Source organism: Pseudomonas sp. GW823-FHT03E05 (genome assembly GCF_058796855.1).
Genome location: NZ_JBXAJB010000010.1, coordinates 14,718 through 35,111 on the forward strand (window position 1 = coordinate 14,718; position 20,394 = coordinate 35,111).

Below are 20,394 nucleotides of genomic sequence, written 5' to 3' on the forward strand. Positions count from 1 at the left end.
AGCCAGAAGCGGCAAGCCCGGACAATCAATTCGGCTGATATTTTTTATCGCATTGGCCCCGGATTGGCTCTTGCCAAGCGTCGAGGGCGACTCTGTAATAAGCGCCCCGTCGCTCCCGCTGGAGAACTCTGCGCCATGCACTCACTGGAAGGCCCGCGAATCATCCTGCGCCCGTTGCAACGCAGTGATGCCGACGCCCTGGTCAACGCCGCCCGGGACGGTGAGCTGTGGAACCTGCCTTTCACCGTAGTGCCCTCCCCCGACACCGTCGAACGCTACCTCGACGTGGCGCTCGAGGGCCGTGATGCCGGTAGCGTACTGCCGTTCGCTACCGTGCTCAGGAGCACGGGCGAAGTCATCGGCTGCACGCGTTTCTGGAAGATCGACCGGCACAACCGCAAGCTGGAGATCGGCAGCACCTGGATCGCCAGCCGCTGGCAGCGCAGCTTCGTCAACACCGAGGCCAAGTACCTCATGCTGTGCCATGCCTTTGACGACATGAACTGCGTGCGGGTGCAGTTCACGACCGACGAGATCAATCACACGTCCCGCGCGGCGATCCTGCGCCTCGGCGCCCGACAGGAAGGCATAGTGCGGCACGAGCGCATCATGCCCGACGGACGCAAGCGCAATTCCGTGCGCTTCAGCATCATCGACGACGAGTGGCCCGCCGTGCGCCAGCGTCTGCAACAACGCCTCAGCCAAGCCTGAGGCCTCACCCTTACAAGCCCCACAAGGATGTAGCCATGCCCGTCGATTTCACCCTACGCCCAGCCCAGCGCGAGGACGCGCTGTGCATCAGTGGCCTGGCCACCCAGGTCTTTCTCGACACCTATGCCACCGACGGCATGCGCAGCGACCTGGCCGAGGAAGCCCTGAGCGTCTACGCCCCGGAACAGTTCCGCCAGCGCCTTGAGGATCCCCACAGAAGCCTGTTGCTGGCCGAGCGTAACGGGCACCTGCTGGGCTTCGCGGAAATCGCCGGCAACACCCGGCCGCCGCTTGCCGGCCTGGCCGATGGGATGGAGTTGGTGCGCCTGTACGTGCAGCGCCATGCCCATCGGCAAGGCGTTGGCCAGGCGCTGCTGCAACAGGTGGAAGAACGGCTGCAAGCCAGCGACAGGCCCTGCCTGTGGCTCGCCGTCTGGGCACAGAACCACAGGGCGCAGGCCTTCTATCAGGCCCAGGGCTACGTCTGCGCCGGTAGCACCGCCTACGAGTTTGGCGGCAACGCCTACGCCAACCAGGTGTTCTGCAAGCGCTGGTAGCCGTCAGCGATCGGAGCGCTGCAACGGCTCCCCCACATGGTCCGCCGCCAGCGCCATGGCCCGATTGCGGCCCGTGGCCTTGGCTTGATACAGGGCCGCATCGGCCCTTTCGATAAACATCTCGATGCTGTCGCGGCCCGTCGGCACGAAGGCGTAGCAACCCAGGCTAACCGTCACGCAGCCCACCGGTGAGCCGGAATGGGCGATGTTGCGCTGCATGACACTGCGGCGAATCTGCTCGGCCATGGCCAGCGCGCCATGAATGTCGGTGTCGGGCAGCAACACCGCAAACTCTTCGCCACCATAGCGCACGGCCAGGTCAGCCTTGCGCTGGCAGCAGCCCTTGAGCGCCTGGGCTACCTCGGTCAGGCAGTGATCGCCCGCCACATGCCCGTAGGTATCGTTGTAGCGCTTGAAATAGTCGATATCGACCATGACCAGGCTCAACGGGCTGCGTTGCCGCGCACCACGGCCAAACTCCACGGTCAGGGCGCGCTCGAACAAGCGGCGGTTGGCCAGGCCGGTGAGGCTGTCATGGGTGGCGATCACCTCCAGGGCCTCCTGGGCCTCGCGCAGATCTGCCTCGATCCGCTCGTTGTTGCGCACCTGCTGCACGAAGACCCAGCCGAACAGGCCGACCCCCAGCAGCACCAGGGCGACGATGGCCGTGGACTGGTAGGCCGAGGCATACCAGCCCTTGAGCACCGAGTCCTTGGAGTTGGCCGCGGCCACCACCAGGGGATAGGCCTGCAACTGCCGATAGCCGTACAGGCGCGTCACCCCATCAACAATCGAGGTGATCATGGCGTTGCCGGTGGTGGCCTCGGGCAAGTACTTGCTGAAGATCTCGCCGCGGGCCAGGGAAGCACCGATCTGCCGCTCTTCGAACGGCCGCCGCGCAATCAGCGTACCGTCGGACAGGGCAAGGAACATGGCGCCCTGCTCGTCGATATTGAAACTGGTGAAGAACTGATCGAAATACGCCAGCTTGATGCCTGCCATCAGCACCCCCTGGAAATTCCCCTGGCTATCGTTGAGCCGCCGCGAGATGGGAATGATCCATTCGCCATTGGCCCGGCTGCGGATGGCCGGGCTGATGTGAGCCAGCAACGAAGCATTCTGCTGATGGAAACGAAAGTAGTCGCGGTCTGCCACATCGTTGCCATGGGGCGAATCACCAAAGGAACTGACCACCCACTGACCGTCCCGGTCATAGAGAAATACCCCGCTGAGCTGGGTCAGGGCCTGCACCCGCCGGGCGAATATGCCCTGCAAGCGGGGCTGCTGTTCAGGGCCATCGCCCAGGGCCTGGATCCACTCGGACAGGCTCATCAGCACCAGGTCGGCTTCCATGAAAGTGTCTTCGGCCTGCTGGGCGATGGCCCGGGTCAGGTTGGTGGAATTGACTTCCGCCTGCATCAGGTCGTGACGCCAGGACTGTTCCAGTTGCAGGTACAACAGCCCGCACAGGCACAGAAACACGGTTGCGATGAAGGCCACCGCAGCCTTGAGCAGCGGCAAGCGCTTCAGGGTTCCACCAGGGGGATGATGAGGATCGTAGATGGGAACAGGCAAAAGGGTCGTCCTGACGGGAGTGGCCTGGGCTACAGGGCGGGTCCCTGGTTGTTTTCGAGACTGGCTGAACGGCCAGCGCCCTGCACAGTATAGGTTTTCTGGCCGCTGACCCGGGCCGGGAGCTCAGGCAGCAACCTTGAACGGCCCGGCTCCACCCTGGGGTTATCGGCCACCGCGAGCAATGCTTAAAGTGCCGATCGACGGCTCGAGCAATATTCGACAAACACCTCGGAAAGCGCCGCCAGCACAGTCTGGTCCGCTTCGGGCGCGGTGAACAGACGGTACTGCGCATCCGGCAACGGTGGCAAACCGTATTCCTCTCCCAGGGCACACAGCCCTGCCCCCAACTGGCTGGCCGCCATGGGTGCTATGGCGAACCCGGACAGCACGGCGGCGCGCAGGGCCCAATTGCTGCTGCAAAGCATAACCGTGCGCTGGGCAATGCCGGCCTGGGCCAGCCGGCCCAGGGCCGCGGCCCGGTAGGGGCAAGGCTCGGGAAACAGCGCCAAGGGCAAGGGGTCGGGCAAGAGCCCGGCAGGTTGCACCAGCCCGGCCCAGACCAGCGGTTCGGACCAGAGCAGGCGGCCAGGCTCGGCAGTTTCGCACAGCGAGCCCACCACCAATTGCAAATTGCCCTGGGCCAGCAGATCCAGCAGCGTACCGGGAATGCCAACCTGCACATCGAGCCGGATACCTGGGTAGCGCCCGGCAAAATCCTGCAGCGCACGCAGCAGCCGGGGGTCGGCAAAATCCTCGGACAGGCCCACCCCCACGCGCCCGTGGAACGGCACCCGGGTCAGTTCGGTCCAGGCGTCGCGATTCAACGCCAGGATCGCCCGGGCATAGGCCATCAACCGCTCGCCATCGGCAGTCAGCTGCTGCGAGCGGGTGGTGCGCTGGAGCAGCGGCTTGCCGACCTGCTGTTCCAGGCGCCGCAGGTGGCCGCTGACCGCGGACTGGGTCAGGTGCAGCTTGAGGGCCGCACGGCTGAACCCTTGTTCATCGACAACAGCAACAAAGGTGCGCAATAGCAGGGCATCGAACATATTTCAGAATGAAATCAATAAGGCTTGAATCGACAATTTATATTTAAAAACAAGCTATGTTGCAATGACGGTCATCCCAACCCCAAGAGATTCGTCCATGACCCGGCTCCTGCACATTCAATGCTCGCCCCGCCTGCGCCGCTCCGCCTCCCTGGAAATCGCCCACGGCTTCATCCAGAGCTACCGACAGCAACGGCCGGACACCGAGGTCACCACCCTGGACCTGTGGAGCCTCGATTTGCCGGAACTCGATCAGACGGCCATGGACGCCAAATATGCGCAACTGGCCGGCCAGCCCCTGGGCAATGCCGAACAGCGGGCCTGGGCCCGGCTCCAGGCGCTGGCAGAGCCGCTGCACCAGGCCGACCTGTTGGTGCTTTCCATACCCCTGTGGAACTTCAGCATTCCCTACAAGCTCAAGCACTTCATCGACCTGGTTTCCCACCAGGGCATCCTCTTCAGCTTCGACCCCGAGAACGGCCTGCAAGGCCTGCTGCGCAACAAGACGGCGGTGGCGGCCTACGCCCGGGGCCTGGACTTTTCTTCCCGCTCCAGCACACCAGCGCCGGCATTCGATTTCCAGAAGCCCTATATAGAGGCCTGGCTGAATTTCATCGGGATTGCCAACCAGCACTCGCTGATCGTGGAAAAGACCATCCTCGGCCCGGACATCGACCAGGCCTCGCGACAGGCGGCCGCCGAGCAGGCACAGGCCCTGGCGCAGCAACTGGCGGCCCGCCAGTACTGAACCATACCCGGGCCGGCGCCGCGCAGGAGCCTGCCCGCCTGGCCCACCCTGCTCTTTACCGCCGAGCCCAGGCATCCGCAGTGAGCATTACCCTCGCGGGTGTCTTGCCACTTATCCGACTGCGCCCGCCGCTCATCAAAAAAAGCTGTAACGACACCTTCACTTCCTGCATTTCGGGTCTATAAACAATTCACAAAATCCTTCGCTTCGAATCACCACCCGTTCACCCATGCCCTTGTCGAGCATGGGGTGGTGCTGGAAGCTGGCCCCAAGGAGCGGGAGTTGACCGGAAGTACCACGCTGCACCGTTTCACCTTCAGGCCCTGGCGTCATCGCGAGCTGCTGCGGGCACTGATCGAACGCGAAGTGATAGGCCGCTACCGCGGCTCGATCGCCGGCCTGCTCTGGTCCTTTCTCAACCCCTTGCTCATGTTGCTGGTGTACACCTTCGTGTTCAGCGTGGTGTTCAAGGTGCGTTGGGGAACCGACAACGACTCGAACACCCAGTTCGCCCTGCTGGTGTTCACCGGGATGATGGTCTTCAACCTGTTCTCCGAATGCCTCACCCGAGCCCCCGGGCTGATCCTGAGCCACGTCAACTATGTGAAGAAGGTGGTGTTCCCCCTGGACATGCTGCCCTGCGTGATGCTCGGGGCGGTGCTGTTCCACACGCTGGTGAGCTTTGCCGTCTGGCTGCTGTTCCACCTCCTGGCCTTCGGCCTGCCGCCGCCCACCGCTCTGCTGTTTCCCCTGGTGCTGCTGCCCCTGGTGCTGTTCACCCTCGGGCTGTCCTGGGTCCTCGCCTCCCTGGGGGTCTACCTGCGGGATGTTGGCCAGGTCATCGGTGTACTAATGTCGGCCCTGCTGCTGATGTCGGCGGTGTTCTATCCGCTGAGCGCCCTGCCCGAGGCCTACCGGCACTGGCTCTACCTGAACCCCTTGACCCTGGTGATCGAGTCCTCCCGCGACGTACTGATCTGGGGCGTGGTGCCCGATCTCGGCCTGTGGCTGATAGAGCTGAGCGTCGCGCTCGGCGTGGCCTTCCTGGGATGGGCGTGGTTCGAAAAAACCCGCCCGGGGTTCGCCGATGTGCTCTGAACTGGCGATCAAGGCCCAGGGCCTGGGCAAGTGCTACCCGATCTACGACCAGCCCCGCGACCGCCTGCTGCAACTGCTGCTGCCCCGCGGCAAGCCGCGCTATCGCGAGTTCTGGGCCTTGAAGGACGTTGCGCTGGAAGTGCGCAAGGGCGAAACCCTGGGCATCATCGGCCGCAACGGCAGCGGCAAGTCGACCCTGCTGCAACTGATCTGCCGCACCAGCACCGCCTCCACGGGCAGCGTGACCAGCCATGGGCGGATCGCCGCCCTGCTGGAGCTGGGCTCGGGGTTCAATCCAGAGTTCAGCGGCCGCGAGAACGTCTACCTCAACGGTGCGGTATTGGGCCTCAAACGCGCGGAGATCGAGGCGCGTTTCGACGAAATCACCGCCTTCGCCAACATCGGCGAATTCATCGACCAGCCCACCAGGACCTATTCCAGCGGCATGCTGGTGCGCCTGGCCTTTGCCGTTTCGGTGTGCGTGGAGCCGGATATCCTGATCGTCGACGAAGCCCTGGCCGTCGGCGATGCCTCCTTCCAGTTCAAGTGCCTGGAACGCCTGGAACGCCTGACCCGACAAGGCATGACCCTGCTGTTCGTGTCCCATGACATGAGCATGGTCAAGCGCTTCTGCAACCGCGCCCTCTACCTGCGCGACGGCGAAATCCGCGCCAGCGGTGCACCGGAGGCGATGGCCGAGCTGTACCTGCTGGACATGCGTGACGAACAGCGCCGCTGGGCCAGCGCGGGCGCTGTTCAGGTCAGCGCCAAGACACCACTCAACCCGGAGCACGGCATGGCCTTCGGCACCCCTGAAGGGCGGATCACCTCAGCCGTGTTCAGCAATACCGGGGCGCTGTACTCAAGCTTTGCCCACGGCGACATGATCGAAATCGCCATCGATGCCCAGGTCAGCGACGCCATTGCCCGCCCCAACATCAGCCTGACCATCCAGGAAGCCCGGCTGCTGGTGGTCAGCGGGGTGAACGTCGCCCTGCAATGCGGCGAGTCCCGGCAAGGCTGGCGCAGCGCCTCGGTGTACCTGCGATTCGCCGCCAACCTGGCGGCCGGGCGCTACCACATCACGCTCAAGCTGATGAATGGCGAAACGGAAGAAACCTCCCACCTGATTGAAAAGCAGGTGGCCCTCCTGGCGTTCGACACCTTGCCGGGCAACAAGCACTTCCTGGGAATCGTCGACTTGCACATCGAACCTGTCACCCGCCCATCGCAGCAGCCCCTGGCAGTCGAGGAGCGTTCATGAGCGACAAGCAATGGCAAGTCGCGATCTTCGGTACCTTCGATGTAGCCAACTACGGCGACCTGCTGTTCCCCCTCATTGCCGAAGCAGCATTGCAGGCGCGCCTGGGCAAGGTGCGCCTGCACGCGTTCTCCTATCACTCGCGCAGCACGCCGCAATGGCCCTACCCCGTCACCTCGGTCAGTGAACTGCCCCAGCTCATCGATAGCCTGGACGCAGTGCTGATCGGCGGCGGCTTCATCATTCGCTTCGACAAGGTCATCGCTGCCGACTACTACCCGCCCGACCCGCAGATCCATCACCCCACCGGGTACTGGCTGTCGCCTGCGCTGATGGCCCTGCAACACAATGTGCCGCTGATCTGGAACGCCCCCGGCATGCACTGCAACCCGATTCCATCCTGGGCGGCCCCCCTGGTCAGGCTGACCCTGGAGCAAAGCCCCCACGTCCGGGTGCGTGACACCCTGTCTGCAAACACCCTGTCCGCGCTGAGCGAGCAGACCCAGGTCGAGGTACTGCCGGATACCGCCTTTGGCCTGCCCAGCCTGATCGACCGGCAGCAACCCTCGGCGGCCTATCGCCAACTCTGTGCCCAGGCCGGCCTGACCGGGCCCTATCTGGTGGTGCATGCGATTGCCGGCCTGGAGAGCTTTCTCCAGCTATGGAAAACCCACAACGCGCTGTTCAGCCAGTGGCAGCTGCTGCTGTTGCCCATCGGCCCGGTGCTCGGGGACCATGAGTCGATTCTCGGGGCCGACCTGCCACGGGCCGTGCGCCTGCCGGCCTGGCCAGAGCCACTGCTACTGGCGGAGATCCTGGCCCAGGCCCAGGGCGTCATCGGCCACAGCTATCACCTGGCGATCACCGCCCTGGCCTTCGGCGTACCGGCCTTCTGTTCGGCCAACCTGAACCAGGGCAAGTACACCGCCTTGCGCGCATACCGCGGGATCCGCCCCCTGCCCGCCGAACAGCCCATCGATCCCCAGTGGTTCCTGCAACACCTGAGCGAAACGGGGCCCTGCCCCGAGGTGATCGCCGCGCAAGAACAAGTGCAGCGCCATTGGGACCGGGTAGCCGAACTGATCGCCCAGGGCCCGCGCTCCACCAGCCAGGCGCTGAACCGCTTCTGGCAGGCCCTGCCCGGCCTGCTGGAGGCCCCCCACCCGGACTGTCGCGAGGCAATCCTGAGCAAACAGGCCGAACTGGATGCGCTGAAAATCCAGGTACAGCAGTTGACGCTACTACGCCGCCACCAAACGGAACTCACCAGTCGGGTCGATGCCGAGCTGGGTCGAATCCATCGTTCCAACTCCTATCGCCTCACCGCGCCGTTACGCTCCCTGCGGCGCCGCCTGCAACATTTATTGGGAAGATGAATACGATGCTGAATCTGCCAATGCTGACCAGAGCCCCCTTGCACACTCAGCCCTTTCGCTGGGGGCGGATCACCGAACTGTATTCGCCCGCGGACGCCGCGGCCCTGGTAGCGACCTATCCCCGTGACTCCTTCAAGACGGTGTCCGGCTATGGCGGAGAAAAGGACTACGAGTACCAGGCACGGCAACTGGTGGAAATGGGCACCGGGCGCATTATCCACGAGCAGCACCTGAGCCCGGCCTGGCGCAGGCTGGCCAGCGAGTTGACCGCACCGGACTATCGCCTGGCGCTGTCGACGCTCACCGACATGGACCTCAGAAACGCTCCCATGGAGGTCAATGTCTTCCACTACGGGCCGCAGGCCTGCCTCGGTCCGCACCCGGACCTGGGCGACAAGCTGGTGACCCATATCCTGTACTTCAACGATTCCTGGAACATCGAGGACGGTGGCTGCCTGAATATCCTGGGCTCTGCCGACCCCACGGATGTGGTCGCGGTGATCCCGCCCCTGGTGGGCACATCGGCAGTACTGGTACGCGCCGAGAACTCCTGGCATGCGGTGACGCAGGTGGTAGCCAATTGCCGGACTTCACGGCGCAGCATGACCGTGACCTTCTATCGGCCCGGCTCCCTCAGCTCAATGTGGCCAAGTGGCGACCAGAGCCCACTGCACAACTATGAGCCCGCTCATGACTAAGTCCCACTCGCAGGACCAGGAGTCGACCCTGCTGCGGCTCGAGCACGCACAGGCCATCCTTCAGCGCGATGCCGCCCTGGCGCATATCGAACATATGCGGCGCTCGCGTTCCTGGCGCCTGACCCGCCCCCTGCGCATGCTGATGCAGCTGCTGCGGCACGGGGTGATCAACGACGAAAGCGAGTACCCGACTCACCTGCCCTCTCTCGTCCAGCCTCTGCCAGCTTCCATCCCCTTGGAGCCCGATATCGTGGAGGACTCAGCACCCGGCTCTGCTGCTCAGCATTTTGACCTGCTGTGCTTTGCCAATATCGACTGGTCCGCCAGGTTCCAGCGACCACAGCAACTGATGACGCAGTTCGCTATCCAGGGTTATCGGGTGTTCTACATTATCCTTTCGCCGCTACCCGCGGCAGAGCGGCCCTATACGGCGCACCCAGTCGCTCCCGGGGTCTTCGAAGTCACCCTGCGCGGGCATGCACGGCAGGACTATTACGCCACCTGCATCACCGAAGGCAACCTGCGCGCCAATGCAGAGGCGTTGCAGGCCCTGGTGAGCGACTACCGGATCAAGACGGCGGTGTCGGTGGTTCACCTGCCCTATTGGACGCGCCTGGCCCTGCACCTGCGCAAGGCATACGGCTGGCCCGTGCAATACGACTGCATGGACGAATGGCAGGACTTTCCGAACATCGGTCAGCCCTTGCTGGCCCAGGAACAGGTACTGGTGGAACAGGCTGATCTGGTAACCGTCACCGCCTCCGTGCTGTACGACAAATGGGCCAGTACCAGCCGTCGCTGCCAGTTGGTTAGAAACGGGGTGGACTTCGACTTCTTTGCCCGATGCTGTACACCCAATACTCTGCTGGAGGAGCTTCAAGGCCCGATCATCGGCTTCTATGGTGCCCTGGCCGAATGGGTCGATTTTGAGCTGGTGGCGGCCATCGCCCGACAACGACCAGAGTGGAATCTGGTGCTCATTGGCGATGTGTTCGTCCGTGACCTGGCCGGCCTCGACCGCTTGCCCAATGTGCACCTGCTGGGCCGCAAGCCTTACTCGCAGATGCCGCAATACCTGTACCACTTCGATGTCTGCATCATTCCTTTTCGCCTCTACAACGTGACCCACGCGGTGGATCCGGTGAAGTTCTACGAGTTCATCAGCGCCGGCAAACCCGTGGTCGCAGTGCCGCTGCTGGAGATGCAGATCTACGAGCCTTACCTGTATTTCGCCGACGGGCCGTCTGCCTTTGTCACGCAGATCGAAAGAGCCCTTGGGGAAACCGATCTGCAGCGCTGGAACCAACGGCTGGCACTGGCCAGGGAAAACGATTGGCGGCAACGCTTCGAAGACACGCGCGATGCGCTGGTCGAACTGTTTCCGAAGGTCTCGGTAATCATCGTCACCTACAACAATGTGCAGCTGACCCGCGGCTGCATCGACAGCCTGCTGCGCAATTGCGCCTACCCGAACCTGCAACTGATCATCGTCGACAACGCCTCGCAGGACTCCACCCGCAACTACCTGCGCTACCTGGCCCGCAGCGAACCCAATGTGAGCATCGTGCTCAACGAACAGAACCTGGGTTTCGCCGCCGCCAACAACCAGGGCCTGCGCCTTGCGCAGGGCCACTACCTGGTCCTGCTCAACAACGACACCGTGGTGCCCAAGGGCTGGCTCGCGCCCCTGCTGCGCCACCTCGACGACCCGGAGGTGGGGTTGGTGGGGCCGACCACCAATGCGGTGGGCAACGAGGCCCGGGTCAGCATCGACTACCAGGACCTCGACGACATGGAGGACTTCGCCGACCGGCGCGCCAGCCAGTACCGCGGGCGCTGCTTCGACATCCCGATGCTGGCCATGTTTTGCGTAGCGATGCGCCGCGAAGTGCTGGATCAGGTGGGCTGGCTGGATGAAGCCTTTGGCATCGGCATGTTCGAAGACGACGACTACAGCCGGCGAGTCCAGGCCGCCGGCTTGCGCACCGTATGCGCCGAGGACAGCTACATCCACCACTACGGCCAGGCCTCGTTCAAGGCCCTTATCGCCAGCGGCGAATACCAGCGGTTATGGGACAAGAACCAGGCCTACTTCGAAAGCAAGTGGGGGCCCTGGCAACCCCATCGTCAAGCACGCCGCAGAGCGAACGCCGACGCCACGGGAATGAAGCTCACCGACTGAATCTGCAGCCCGATACACCCACAAGGAAGATGCCGAACGTGCTGAAAAAAATAATTCAACAGCTCAGTGGTCGGGCAGTCGCAGCCCATGTTCCCCCGGACGACATGAGCGAGGAGCAGCGCAAGGCGCAGACCGCCGAGCACTGGTCACAGAACCAGGCCGGCTCGGATGCGTTTTCTGCGGATGTCTACTGGCTGGCAGTGCCTGCGGTGCAACAACGCCATCAGCAAAAGGCCACGGCCAGCAGCGGTCATGCTCACTGGGTACCCTATTGCCTGAACACCTTTCTGGCGGGCCGGTTACCGGTGCCGCGTATGCTGAGCATCGGCTGCGGCACCGGTACCCTGGAACGCGAGCTCTACAAACTCCAGGCCTTCCAGGACTGCGACGCCGTGGATATCGCCCCGGCGGCGCTGGACACCGCCCGGGCAGAAGCGGCGGCGCTGGGGGCCCGGACCCTGCACTACAGCCTTACCGACGTCGAGCGGGTGCAACTGCCCAGCGCTCATTACGACGCCGTCTGGTTCAACGGTTCACTGCATCACATTCGCCAATTGGAAAAGGTCTGCGCCAATGTCCGCCAGGCCTTGAAGGCGGACGGCTGGCTGTTCTTCAACGAGTATGTCGGCGCCAATCACTTTGCCTTTGACCAGGCCCAGTGCGCAGCCATCAGCCATGCCTTCGCCCTGATTCCCCCGGCCATGCGCCGCTCTTTCGTCCAGGGTTCCTACGGTCAGGTGCAGAACAACGTACCGCTCCCTGATCCACAAGAGGTGGTGAAGGTTGATCCGTCCGAGGCGGTGCGCTCCCAGGACATCCTCAAGGTGGTGGAACAGCACTTCCAGATCCAGGCCCTCAACACCTGCGGCGGCACCCTGCTGCAATTTCTGCTGCATGGCATCGCCGGCAATTTCAAGGCCGATGATCCCCAGGCGATGCGGGTGCTGCGGATGCTGTTCGACATCGAAGACGGGCTGATCGAGTCGGGCACCCTGAACAGCGATTTCGTGATCGTTGCCGCGACCCCGAAACAGTCGGAGTCCGTGCCTTGACTCGCTCTGTATCCGGGGCGCGGCAATGAGCACCGCCCTGTTCCAGCGCTGGCGCCGCGTCTATCACCGCCTGCCGCTGCCTTACCTGCTGAAAGCCTTGATCCAGCGCCTGTATCACGGCGTGCTGGGACCTGGCTGGCGGGCCCTGCGTCGGCATCAGCGGGCCGCCAAGAGTTTCGTACCCGCTTGTAGCGTGCTACCGGCGGCCGACCCGCAATGGCCGGATTACGTGGTCTGGGGTGCCATCGACTGGGATTTCCGCCAGCAGCGTCCCCAGCACCTGGCCCGCGGCTTGAGCACCAGCGAACGCCGGGTTTTCTATGTCTCGGCCAGCCTGGAGGACGACGCTCGCGACGGTTTTACCTTGCGCCCGCTGGATGACCGAGGGCGGCTGTTCGAAGTGCGGCTGTTTGCACGCACAGCCCCGCTCCTCTACCACGCTGCCCCGCAAGAGGCCGTGGTCCAGCAGTTGCGTCGCAGCATCGGCGAGTTATTGAGCTGGGCCCATTCGAGCCAGGTGATCTCCCTGGTCCAGCACCCGTTCTGGGCCCCCGTGGCCGGGGCGCTGCCGGCCAGCCGCCTGGTCTATGACTGCATGGACGACCATCAGGGCTTCGGCAACAACGCCCCTGACCTCCTGCAACTGGAGCATGAGCTGCTGCGCGAGGCCGATATCACGCTGTTTGCCTCGGCGTGGCTGGAACGCCACTGGAGTCGGCACTGCCCGCCTGCAAGCACCGGGCAACGCTCCGTATTGCGCAATGCCGCCGACTTCACCTATTTTTCCAAGCCCCCGGCCCAGTGTTATCAAGACCCGCAAGGCCGTCCCGTGATCGGCTACTACGGCGCGCTCGCCCAGTGGTTTGATGTGGATCTGCTGGCCGCCATCGCCGAAGCCTTCAGGCACTGCACGATCCTGCTGATAGGCGCAGATACCGGGCGGGTTGGTGCGCGCCTGCAGCGCCATGCCAACGTCAGGCTGACCGGTGAAATCCCCTACGCACAGCTGTCCGCCTACCTGCAGGCCTTCGATGTCTGCATCCTGCCGTTTCGCATCGAGGCACTGACCCTGGCCACCAACCCGGTCAAGGTCTACGAATACCTGAGTGCCGGCAAGCCGGTGGTGGCGGTGGATCTGCCCGAGCTGCAGGAGTTCGGCCAGCAGGTATCCATTGCCAGGGATACCCCCTCCTTTATCGAAGCCATCGCCCAGGCGTTGCAGGAACCTGCCTGCGACAGCACTTCCCGCCAGCGCCAGGAATTCGCCGCACAACAGACTTGGGAGCACCGGGTAGAACAGTTGAAGGCCCTGGTTGAAGGCGAGCAAACCGGGCCCCTGATCAGCGTGATAATAGTGACCTACAACAACCTGGCATTGACCCGTGCCTGCCTGGCCAGCCTGGCCGCCGATGCTCTGGGCCGCAATCTGGAAATCATTGTCGTCGACAATGCCTCCACCGACGGCAGCGTCGAATTCCTTCGGCAGTGGGTCAGCGACAGCGCTCACTCGCTCATCCTCAACCCCGGCAACCTGGGTTTCTCCGCGGCCAACAATCAGGGCCTGGCCCGGGCTCGGGGCGAGTTCCTGGTCTTGCTCAACAACGACACCGAGGTCACCACTGGCTGGGCGCAGACCCTGCGCCGCCACCTGCAACGCAACCCGGGGCTCGGCCTGATCGGGCCGGTAACCAACAACATCGGCAACGAAGCGAAGATCGAGATCAGCTACCGCAGCCTCGAGGAGATGCCTGGCCGCGCCCGCCAATACACCTGGCGCCATGCCGGCCAGCTGGTGCCCTGCGCCACCCTCGGTTTCTTCGCGGTCATGATGCCCAGGTCGACCTATGAGCGCGTCGGGCCCCTGGATGAAGCCTTCGGTCTGGGCTTTTTCGAAGACGACGACTATTGCCGCCGGGTCGAGCAAGCAGGGCTGTCCTGCGCCTTTGCCGAAGACGTGTTCATTCATCACCATCTTTCTGCCTCGTTCAGCCAGATGCCCGGCAGCCAGCGCCAACAACTGTTTGAGCGCAACAAGGCCCTGTACGAGGCGAAATGGGGCCGACCCTGGACTCCCCACACCGCCAGGGAGCCATCATGAGGCTGGTCTATCTGTCACCGGTCAGCTGGCACAGCTTCGCGCAGCGCCCCCATGAACTGGTGCGCCAGTTCCATGCGGCCACCCAGGCCCCCGTGCTGTGGGTCGAACCCTATCCCACGCGCTTGCCGGTACTGGCCGACTTGCTTACCCGCCCGCCATACCAGGGCCCGACCGTCGCCGTGCCGGACTGGCTGACCCTGGCCAGGCCCCGGGCCCTGCCCATAGAGCCCCTGCCCGGCTCGGGCTGGGTCAATCGCCTGTTCTGGCAGGAGCTCAAGCAACAGATCCGCCATTTTGCCCAGGCACCGACCCAGCTCGGCATCGGCAAACCCTCGAGGCTGGCCCTGCAACTGCTGCAGGAACCGATCTTCGCCGGCAGTTTCTATGACGTCATGGACAACGTACCGGCGTTCTATCGCGGCTGGTCGCGCCGTGCCATGCACCGGCGCCAGCACCAGACCGCCCGGGCTGTGGTCACCGCCCTGGCCTCTTGCACGACTTTGCAGCGCTACTGGCAACGGCAACAGGTCGATACCCGGCTGCTGCTCAATGGTTGCGCCAGCGAACGCCTGCCCGCCCTGCCCCTGTCCCGGCGCGCAGCACATGGAACACGGCCGGTGTTCGGCTACATCGGCACCCTCGCCAAGTGGTTCGACTGGGAATTCGTGCTTGCCCTGGCCGTGGCCTTTCCCGGGGCCGAGGTACGCCTGATCGGCCCCCAGCACGGACCTTCGCCCAGGGCACTGCCGGACAATATCCGGTGCTTGCCGGCGCTGTCCCACGAGGCCGCGCTGCAAGCCATGGCCGAGTTCGATGTCGGCCTGATCCCGTTCAAGTGCAACGACATCACCCGCTACGTCGACCCGATCAAATATTACGAGTACCGGGCCCTGGGCTTGCCAGTGGTCAGCACCGCATTCGGCGAAATGGGCACCAGGCGCCATCTTCCGGGAGTGTTTCTCAGCGACAGCCTCGACGACATCTCCCGAGTGATCCACCAGGCGCTGACGTTTACCGAGCCCCTGGCCGAGACCCTGAAGTTCCGCGAAGCCAACTCCTGGGCAAAACGCTTCGAGGGGGCCCATGCCGCGTTCCTGTGATGTGGTGGTGGTCAACTACAACGCCGGCCTTCTGCTGGAGGACTGCGTGATCTCGGTGCTGGCCCAGGACATCAACCGGCTGGTGCTGGTAGACAATGCCTCCCATGACGGCAGCCTGGAGCAGGTTGCCACCCGGTTCGCTGCCGATGAACGCCTGCTCATCCTGCGCAACCCAAGCAACACCGGCTTCGCCGCGGCCTGCAACCTAGGCGCCAGTCACTGCGAGCAGCCACACATCCTGTTCCTCAACCCCGACACCGTATTGCAACCGGGCGCCTTGCAAGGAATGATCGACGCCCTGCGCCACACCCACGATCTGGGCATGGCAGGTGGCCTGCTGTGCAACTTCGACGGCAGCGAACAGCCCGGTGGACGTCGGGTCTTCCCCACCCCACGGCGAGCAGTAGTACGCGCCCTTAACCTGTCGGGCCTGGCCTGGCTCTCGCCGCGACTGTTCTCCGACTTTCTTCTGCACCGCGAGCCCCTGCCCAGCCGTCCGACGCAGGTAGAAGCCATTTCCGGCGCCTGCATGCTGGTCAAGCGCAAAGCCCTGGACAGCGTCGGCGGCTGGGACGAAGGCTACTTCCTGCACTGCGAGGACCTGGACCTGTGCATGCGCTTTCGCCAGGAAGGCTGGAAAGTCTGCTTCGTACCCCAGGCCAGGATCTTTCACGCCTGGGGCGCCTGCAGCCGCACCCGCCCGGTGTTCGTCGAATGGCACAAGCACCGGGGCATGATCCGCTTCTATGGCAAGTTTTTTCGTGAGGACTATCCCCGGGTCCTCTCCTGGAGCATCTGTGCAGGTGTCTGGCTACGTTTCAGTTTCGTGGTGGGCTACCACTGGCTGGCGCAGCTGGGACGGATACTCGGACAACCTCGCTAGTCCGGCAATGGCTCAGAGCACAACGTCGGCGTGGCACTTCCTGATAAACTGCGCCAATTCGTCACCCCGACAACCGCCATGACCACAGGCGGTTGCCCCGCAAAGCGACAAACATCCCATGCCCTTTACCGCTTCAAGCCCTTCCCGTTCAGAACCTTCCCGGCGCTTCAGTGTGGCGCCGATGATGGATTGGACGGATCGTCACTGCCGATTCTTCCTGCGCCTACTGTCCAAGCACACCTTGCTCTACACCGAAATGGTCACCACGGGTGCGCTGCTCAATGGTGATCACGAGCGCTTCCTGCGCTACCACCCGTCCGAGCACCCTCTGGCGTTGCAACTGGGGGGCAGCACGCCGGCGGATCTCGCGGCGTGCGCGCGCATGGCCCAGGAGCATGGCTACGATGAGGTCAACCTCAACGTCGGTTGCCCCAGCGACCGGGTGCAGAACAACATGATCGGTGCCTGCCTGATGGGCCATCCGGCGCTGGTGGCCGATTGCGTGAAAGCCATGCGCGATGCGGTGTCGATTCCCGTGACGGTCAAGCATCGGATCGGTATCAACGGTCGCGATAGTTATGCCGAGCTATGCGATTTCGTCGGCCAGGTCATGGAAGCCGGATGCAGCAGCTTTACCGTGCACGCACGAATCGCCATTCTCGAAGGCCTCTCGCCCAAGGAGAACCGGGACATTCCCCCGCTGCGCTACGACGTGGCGGCGCAATTGAAGGCGGATTTCCCACAGTTGGAAATCATCCTCAACGGTGGGATCAAGACCCTCGAGGCCTGTCATGAACATCTGCAGACTTTCGATGGGGTGATGCTGGGCCGTGAGGCCTATCACAACCCCTATCTGCTGGCCGAGGTAGACCAGCAGCTGTTTGGCAGCACTGAGCCGGTGATTTCCCGGGCCGAGGCGCTGGCCCGGTTGCGCCCCTATATTGCCGAGCACCTGGCTGCCGGGGGCGCCATGCACCACATCACGCGCCATGTCCTAGGGCTGGGCACGGGCTTCCCCGGTGCTCGCAAGTTCCGCCAGCTGTTGTCGGTGGATATCCACAAGACCCATGATCCGCTGGCCCTGCTGGATCAGGCCGGGCAGTTGCTGGAAGGACGTTAAGCGTCGGCCGGGTTGAACCTGGCCGGGCTTTTGGCATCGTATCTACTGGACAGTGCCCCAGCATTCAAACGACTGTTTTCAGGTCACGGACTTTGGGGCCGCAGTTAGCATTCCGCGCCCTTGAGCGCCTGACAGCGCTCGGGTAATGTCGTCAGACCCATAGGACAGAGCACGCTCATGACTTCCAAGCTGGAACAACTGAAGAAAATCACCACCGTAGTGGCCGATACCGGTGACTTCGACGCCATCGCCCGGGTCAAGCCGGTGGATGCCACCACCAACCCTTCGCTGCTGCTCAAGGCTGCGGCCATCCCGGGTTATGCCGATCTGCTGAATGCCTGCGTCAACGACTGCAAAGGCGATGTCGGCCTGGCCAGCGACCGTTTCGGCGTGGCTGTCGGCCAGGAGATTCTCAAGGTCATTCCGGGCCGTATTTCCACTGAGGTGGACGCCCGCCTGTCGTTCGATACCGAAGCCATGCTCAAGCGCGCCCATCGGCTGATCGAGCTGTATGACAAGGCCGGCATCGGCCGTGATCGGGTGCTGATCAAGATCGCCTCTACCTGGGAAGGCATCCGCGCCGCCGAAAAGCTGGAGCGCGAAGGCATCCAGACCAACCTCACCCTGCTGTTTTCCTTCGCCCAGGCCGTGGCCTGCGCCGAAGCCGGGGTGTTTCTGATTTCGCCATTCGTAGGGCGGATCTACGACTGGTACAAGAAGGCTACCGGCAACGACTATCAGGGCGCTGACGATCCGGGCGTGCAGTCGGTTACCCGCATCTACAACTACTACAAGGCCAATGACTACAAGACCGTGGTCATGGGGGCAAGCTTCCGCAACCTCAACCAGATCGAGCAACTGGCCGGCTGCGATCGCCTGACCATCAGCCCGGATCTGATTGAGAAGCTTGCCGCCGACACCGGCAAGCTGGAACGCAAGCTGAGCCCGGGCAAGACCGGTGAAGCTCGCCAGAGCCTGAACGAAGCACAGTTCCGCTGGGCCTCCAACGAAGACGCCATGGCCACCGAAAAGCTGGCTGAAGGCATCCGCCAGTTCGCCCGCGACCAGGAAAAGCTCGAAGCCCTGCTGGCTGCAAAGCTCTGATCGCTTCGCGTCAACGCAAAAAGGGCGAACCCTCACAGGCTCGCCCTTTTTTGTGCACTAGCGTTTCAGTCGATCAGTGACGCTCCAGGGCATTCACCAGATCGTGAAAGGCTTCACGGTTGGAGTCATTAAGGCCCATGAGGATCTTGTGCGCCTCCAGGACCTTGACCCGTACCACTTCTTCCGACTGGTCCTGGGACGGCAGGTCGGTCAGGCATTCCGGACAGGGAATCGGGCGATCGACGATGTTGAACACTTGATCGAAGCCCATGGACTGCAACAGCCTGGTAATGTCTTCGTGGGTGGTGACGACGGTGGGCAACAGACCGACTTTCTGCCGCGACAGGATCGAGAGCTTGGCCAGCAGGCCCAGGGTGGTGCTGTCGATGCTGCGGGTTTCTGTCAGATCGATCACGATCGCCGAAAAATTCAGCGCGGTGAAAATCCGCTCAATAGTCGCATCCAGCGCCGAACACAGGGTCAGGCGCACTTCACCGACGAACTTCAGGACGAAGGTGCCATCCTGCTCGGCGAACTGGATTCTACCGGTACTCATTGAAGGTTCCTGCTCAACACTAACAGGGCGATATCATCCGGCATCTCCCCTAGCGTGGCCAATCCAAAAACTTGCCGCAAGCCATCCAGGCTGCCGCCCGCTGCCCTCACCCGTTCGGGCAAGGCTGCTTCTTTCTCTTTGAGTGTAGGCTCGGGCAAAAGGTCCAGGATGCCATCGGACATCAGCGTCAGGCTGAACACCGGCGGCAGCTCCAGAATGTGGTCTTCGTAGGCGGCCTCGTTGAACAGGCCCACCGGCAAACCACGCCCTTCCAGATAACGCACACTGTCGGGGGTGTACAACACCGGCAACGGCAAGTGCCCGCCAATGCTATAGGTCAACAAGCCAGTCTCCTCGTCGATGACTCCACCGACCATCGTGACGTGTTTGCCCAGCTTACAACTGATCAGGCCACGGTTGATATGGCCTAGCACTTCCGAAGGCTTGAACTCCGGCAAGGTGCCATTGCGCTTGGACTCGAACAGCAAACGGGTGGTCATGAACTTCAACAGCACGGTGACAAAGGCCGACGACGCACCATGACCGGAAACATCCGCCAGGTAGAAGGCCACCCGGCGCTCGTCGACACGGAAATAGTCGACAAAATCACCCGACAGGTACAACGACGGGATGATCTGGTGGGCAAAGTTGAATTCGTCAATCGACCAGGGGCTGGTCGGCAGCATGTTCATCTGCACCTGTCGACCGGCGTTCTGGTCTTCCTGGAGCAGATTGAGGCTGGCTTCGAGCTCGCGGTTGGCGGCTTCAAGCTTCTCTCTGTAACGCTGGTTTTCCAGCAACAGGCGAGCACGATCCAGGGCGCGGCGCACCGAGTGCTCGAGCACGGCCAGATCTTCCAGCGGCTTGATCAGGTAGTCCGCCGCGCCCAGGCGCAGGGCTTCAACCGCATCGTTCATGACGCCCGCACCCGAAACCACGATCACCGGGGTTTGCGGGGACAGTTCGGTCACTTGACGGATAAGCTCGAGACCGCCCATCTGCGGCATGCGCAGATCGCAGATCACCAGATCGGGGTTGTCGCGCTCGAATACCTGAAGACCCTGCTGGCCGTTAGCGGCCTGCAGTACGCTGAAGCCACTGTCTTCCAAATAGGCCGCGAGGCTCGCGCGCACTACTTCGTCGTCATCGATTATCAGCAGCGTGGCACTGGTTTTTTGCATGTGGGCAAACGGCGCCAGAATTAGGTTGGCGTAGGTGCTCTGGCCTGG

Annotated in this window: 18 protein-coding genes; 14 read left to right on the plus strand and 4 right to left on the minus strand. The window is 63.1% G+C overall.

Features of this window, described 5'->3' with window-relative positions:
• Positions 1 to 135 precede the first annotated feature (135 nt).
• Positions 136 to 711 carry a GNAT family N-acetyltransferase gene (locus AC1RCO_RS29665; protein ID WP_019094062.1) on the plus strand — a complete coding sequence of 192 codons (576 nt, stop codon included), beginning with the start codon at positions 136 to 138 and terminating at the stop codon, positions 709 to 711.
• A gap of 35 nt (positions 712 to 746) precedes the next feature.
• Entirely contained in the window at positions 747 to 1,268 is a 522-nt protein-coding gene (locus AC1RCO_RS29670; protein WP_011060355.1) for a GNAT family N-acetyltransferase, read from the plus strand.
• A 3-nt stretch (positions 1,269 to 1,271) separates the two neighbouring features.
• On the opposite strand, the gene AC1RCO_RS29675 is transcribed toward AC1RCO_RS29670, so the two are convergent.
• Both AC1RCO_RS29675 and AC1RCO_RS29680 read right to left on the minus strand, forming a co-directional pair.
• Entirely contained in the window at positions 1,272 to 2,843 is a 1,572-nt protein-coding gene (locus tag AC1RCO_RS29675; RefSeq protein ID WP_011060354.1) for a sensor domain-containing diguanylate cyclase, read from the minus strand.
• Positions 2,844 to 3,028: 185 nt separating this feature from the next.
• Positions 3,029 to 3,889, minus strand: a complete 861-nt coding sequence (locus tag AC1RCO_RS29680) for a LysR family transcriptional regulator (protein ID WP_015634881.1) — start codon at positions 3,887 to 3,889, stop codon at positions 3,029 to 3,031.
• A 97-nt stretch (positions 3,890 to 3,986) separates the two neighbouring features.
• On the opposite strand from AC1RCO_RS29680, the gene AC1RCO_RS29685 reads away from it, so the two are divergent.
• The 12 genes from AC1RCO_RS29685 to tal all read left to right on the plus strand — a co-directional run bounded on the left by AC1RCO_RS29685 (position 3,987) and on the right by tal (position 18,609).
• Complete coding sequence (locus AC1RCO_RS29685) at positions 3,987 to 4,637, plus strand: FMN-dependent NADH-azoreductase (RefSeq protein ID WP_053157329.1); 651 nt, start codon at positions 3,987 to 3,989, stop codon at positions 4,635 to 4,637.
• Positions 4,638 to 4,919: 282 nt separating this feature from the next.
• Positions 4,920 to 5,735, plus strand: coding sequence for an ABC transporter permease (locus AC1RCO_RS29690; protein WP_015634879.1), 816 nt, complete (start codon positions 4,920 to 4,922; stop codon positions 5,733 to 5,735).
• On the plus strand, positions 5,725 to 6,999 hold the full coding sequence (locus tag AC1RCO_RS29695) for an ABC transporter ATP-binding protein (RefSeq protein WP_492618325.1): 1,275 nt from the start codon (positions 5,725 to 5,727) through the stop codon (positions 6,997 to 6,999). Before AC1RCO_RS29690 ends, AC1RCO_RS29695 begins: the two co-directional genes overlap by 11 nt.
• Positions 6,996 to 8,372, plus strand: coding sequence for a polysaccharide pyruvyl transferase family protein (locus AC1RCO_RS29700; RefSeq protein ID WP_492618326.1), 1,377 nt, complete (start codon positions 6,996 to 6,998; stop codon positions 8,370 to 8,372). The genes AC1RCO_RS29695 and AC1RCO_RS29700 overlap by 4 nt, the downstream gene beginning before the upstream one ends.
• A gap of 5 nt (positions 8,373 to 8,377) precedes the next feature.
• On the plus strand, positions 8,378 to 9,070 hold the full coding sequence (locus tag AC1RCO_RS29705) for a 2OG-Fe(II) oxygenase family protein (RefSeq protein WP_053150206.1): 693 nt from the start codon (positions 8,378 to 8,380) through the stop codon (positions 9,068 to 9,070).
• Positions 9,063 to 11,252 (plus strand): glycosyltransferase, encoded by a 2,190-nt coding sequence (locus AC1RCO_RS29710; protein WP_492618327.1) that lies wholly within the window; start codon positions 9,063 to 9,065, stop codon positions 11,250 to 11,252. Before AC1RCO_RS29705 ends, AC1RCO_RS29710 begins: the two co-directional genes overlap by 8 nt.
• 29 nt (positions 11,253 to 11,281) lie before the next feature.
• Entirely contained in the window at positions 11,282 to 12,304 is a 1,023-nt protein-coding gene (locus tag AC1RCO_RS29715) for a class I SAM-dependent methyltransferase (RefSeq protein ID WP_401335947.1), read from the plus strand.
• 25 nt (positions 12,305 to 12,329) lie between these two features.
• Positions 12,330 to 14,402 (plus strand): glycosyltransferase, encoded by a 2,073-nt coding sequence (locus tag AC1RCO_RS29720; RefSeq protein WP_492618328.1) that lies wholly within the window; start codon positions 12,330 to 12,332, stop codon positions 14,400 to 14,402.
• Positions 14,399 to 15,502 carry a glycosyltransferase family protein gene (locus AC1RCO_RS29725; protein ID WP_019095056.1) on the plus strand — a complete coding sequence of 368 codons (1,104 nt, stop codon included), beginning with the start codon at positions 14,399 to 14,401 and terminating at the stop codon, positions 15,500 to 15,502. Before AC1RCO_RS29720 ends, AC1RCO_RS29725 begins: the two co-directional genes overlap by 4 nt.
• The gene (locus AC1RCO_RS29730) at positions 15,486 to 16,385 is read left to right on the plus strand and encodes a glycosyltransferase family 2 protein (protein WP_011060343.1); all 900 of its coding nucleotides are present in this window, start codon (positions 15,486 to 15,488) and stop codon (positions 16,383 to 16,385) included. The genes AC1RCO_RS29725 and AC1RCO_RS29730 overlap by 17 nt, the downstream gene beginning before the upstream one ends.
• Before the next feature lie 118 nt (positions 16,386 to 16,503).
• Positions 16,504 to 17,505 carry a tRNA dihydrouridine(20/20a) synthase DusA gene (gene dusA, locus AC1RCO_RS29735; RefSeq protein WP_492618329.1) on the plus strand — a complete coding sequence of 334 codons (1,002 nt, stop codon included), beginning with the start codon at positions 16,504 to 16,506 and terminating at the stop codon, positions 17,503 to 17,505.
• A gap of 177 nt (positions 17,506 to 17,682) precedes the next feature.
• Positions 17,683 to 18,609, plus strand: coding sequence for a transaldolase (gene tal / locus AC1RCO_RS29740; protein WP_011060293.1), 927 nt, complete (start codon positions 17,683 to 17,685; stop codon positions 18,607 to 18,609).
• A gap of 73 nt (positions 18,610 to 18,682) precedes the next feature.
• On the opposite strand, the gene rssC is transcribed toward tal, so the two are convergent.
• Entirely contained in the window at positions 18,683 to 19,165 is a 483-nt protein-coding gene (rssC, locus tag AC1RCO_RS29745; RefSeq protein ID WP_003218919.1) for an anti-sigma factor antagonist RssC, read from the minus strand.
• Entirely contained in the window at positions 19,162 to 20,346 is a 1,185-nt protein-coding gene (gene rssB / locus AC1RCO_RS29750; protein ID WP_492618373.1) for a two-component system response regulator RssB, read from the minus strand. Before rssB ends, rssC begins: the two co-directional genes overlap by 4 nt.
• Positions 20,347 to 20,394: the final 48 nt, after the last annotated feature.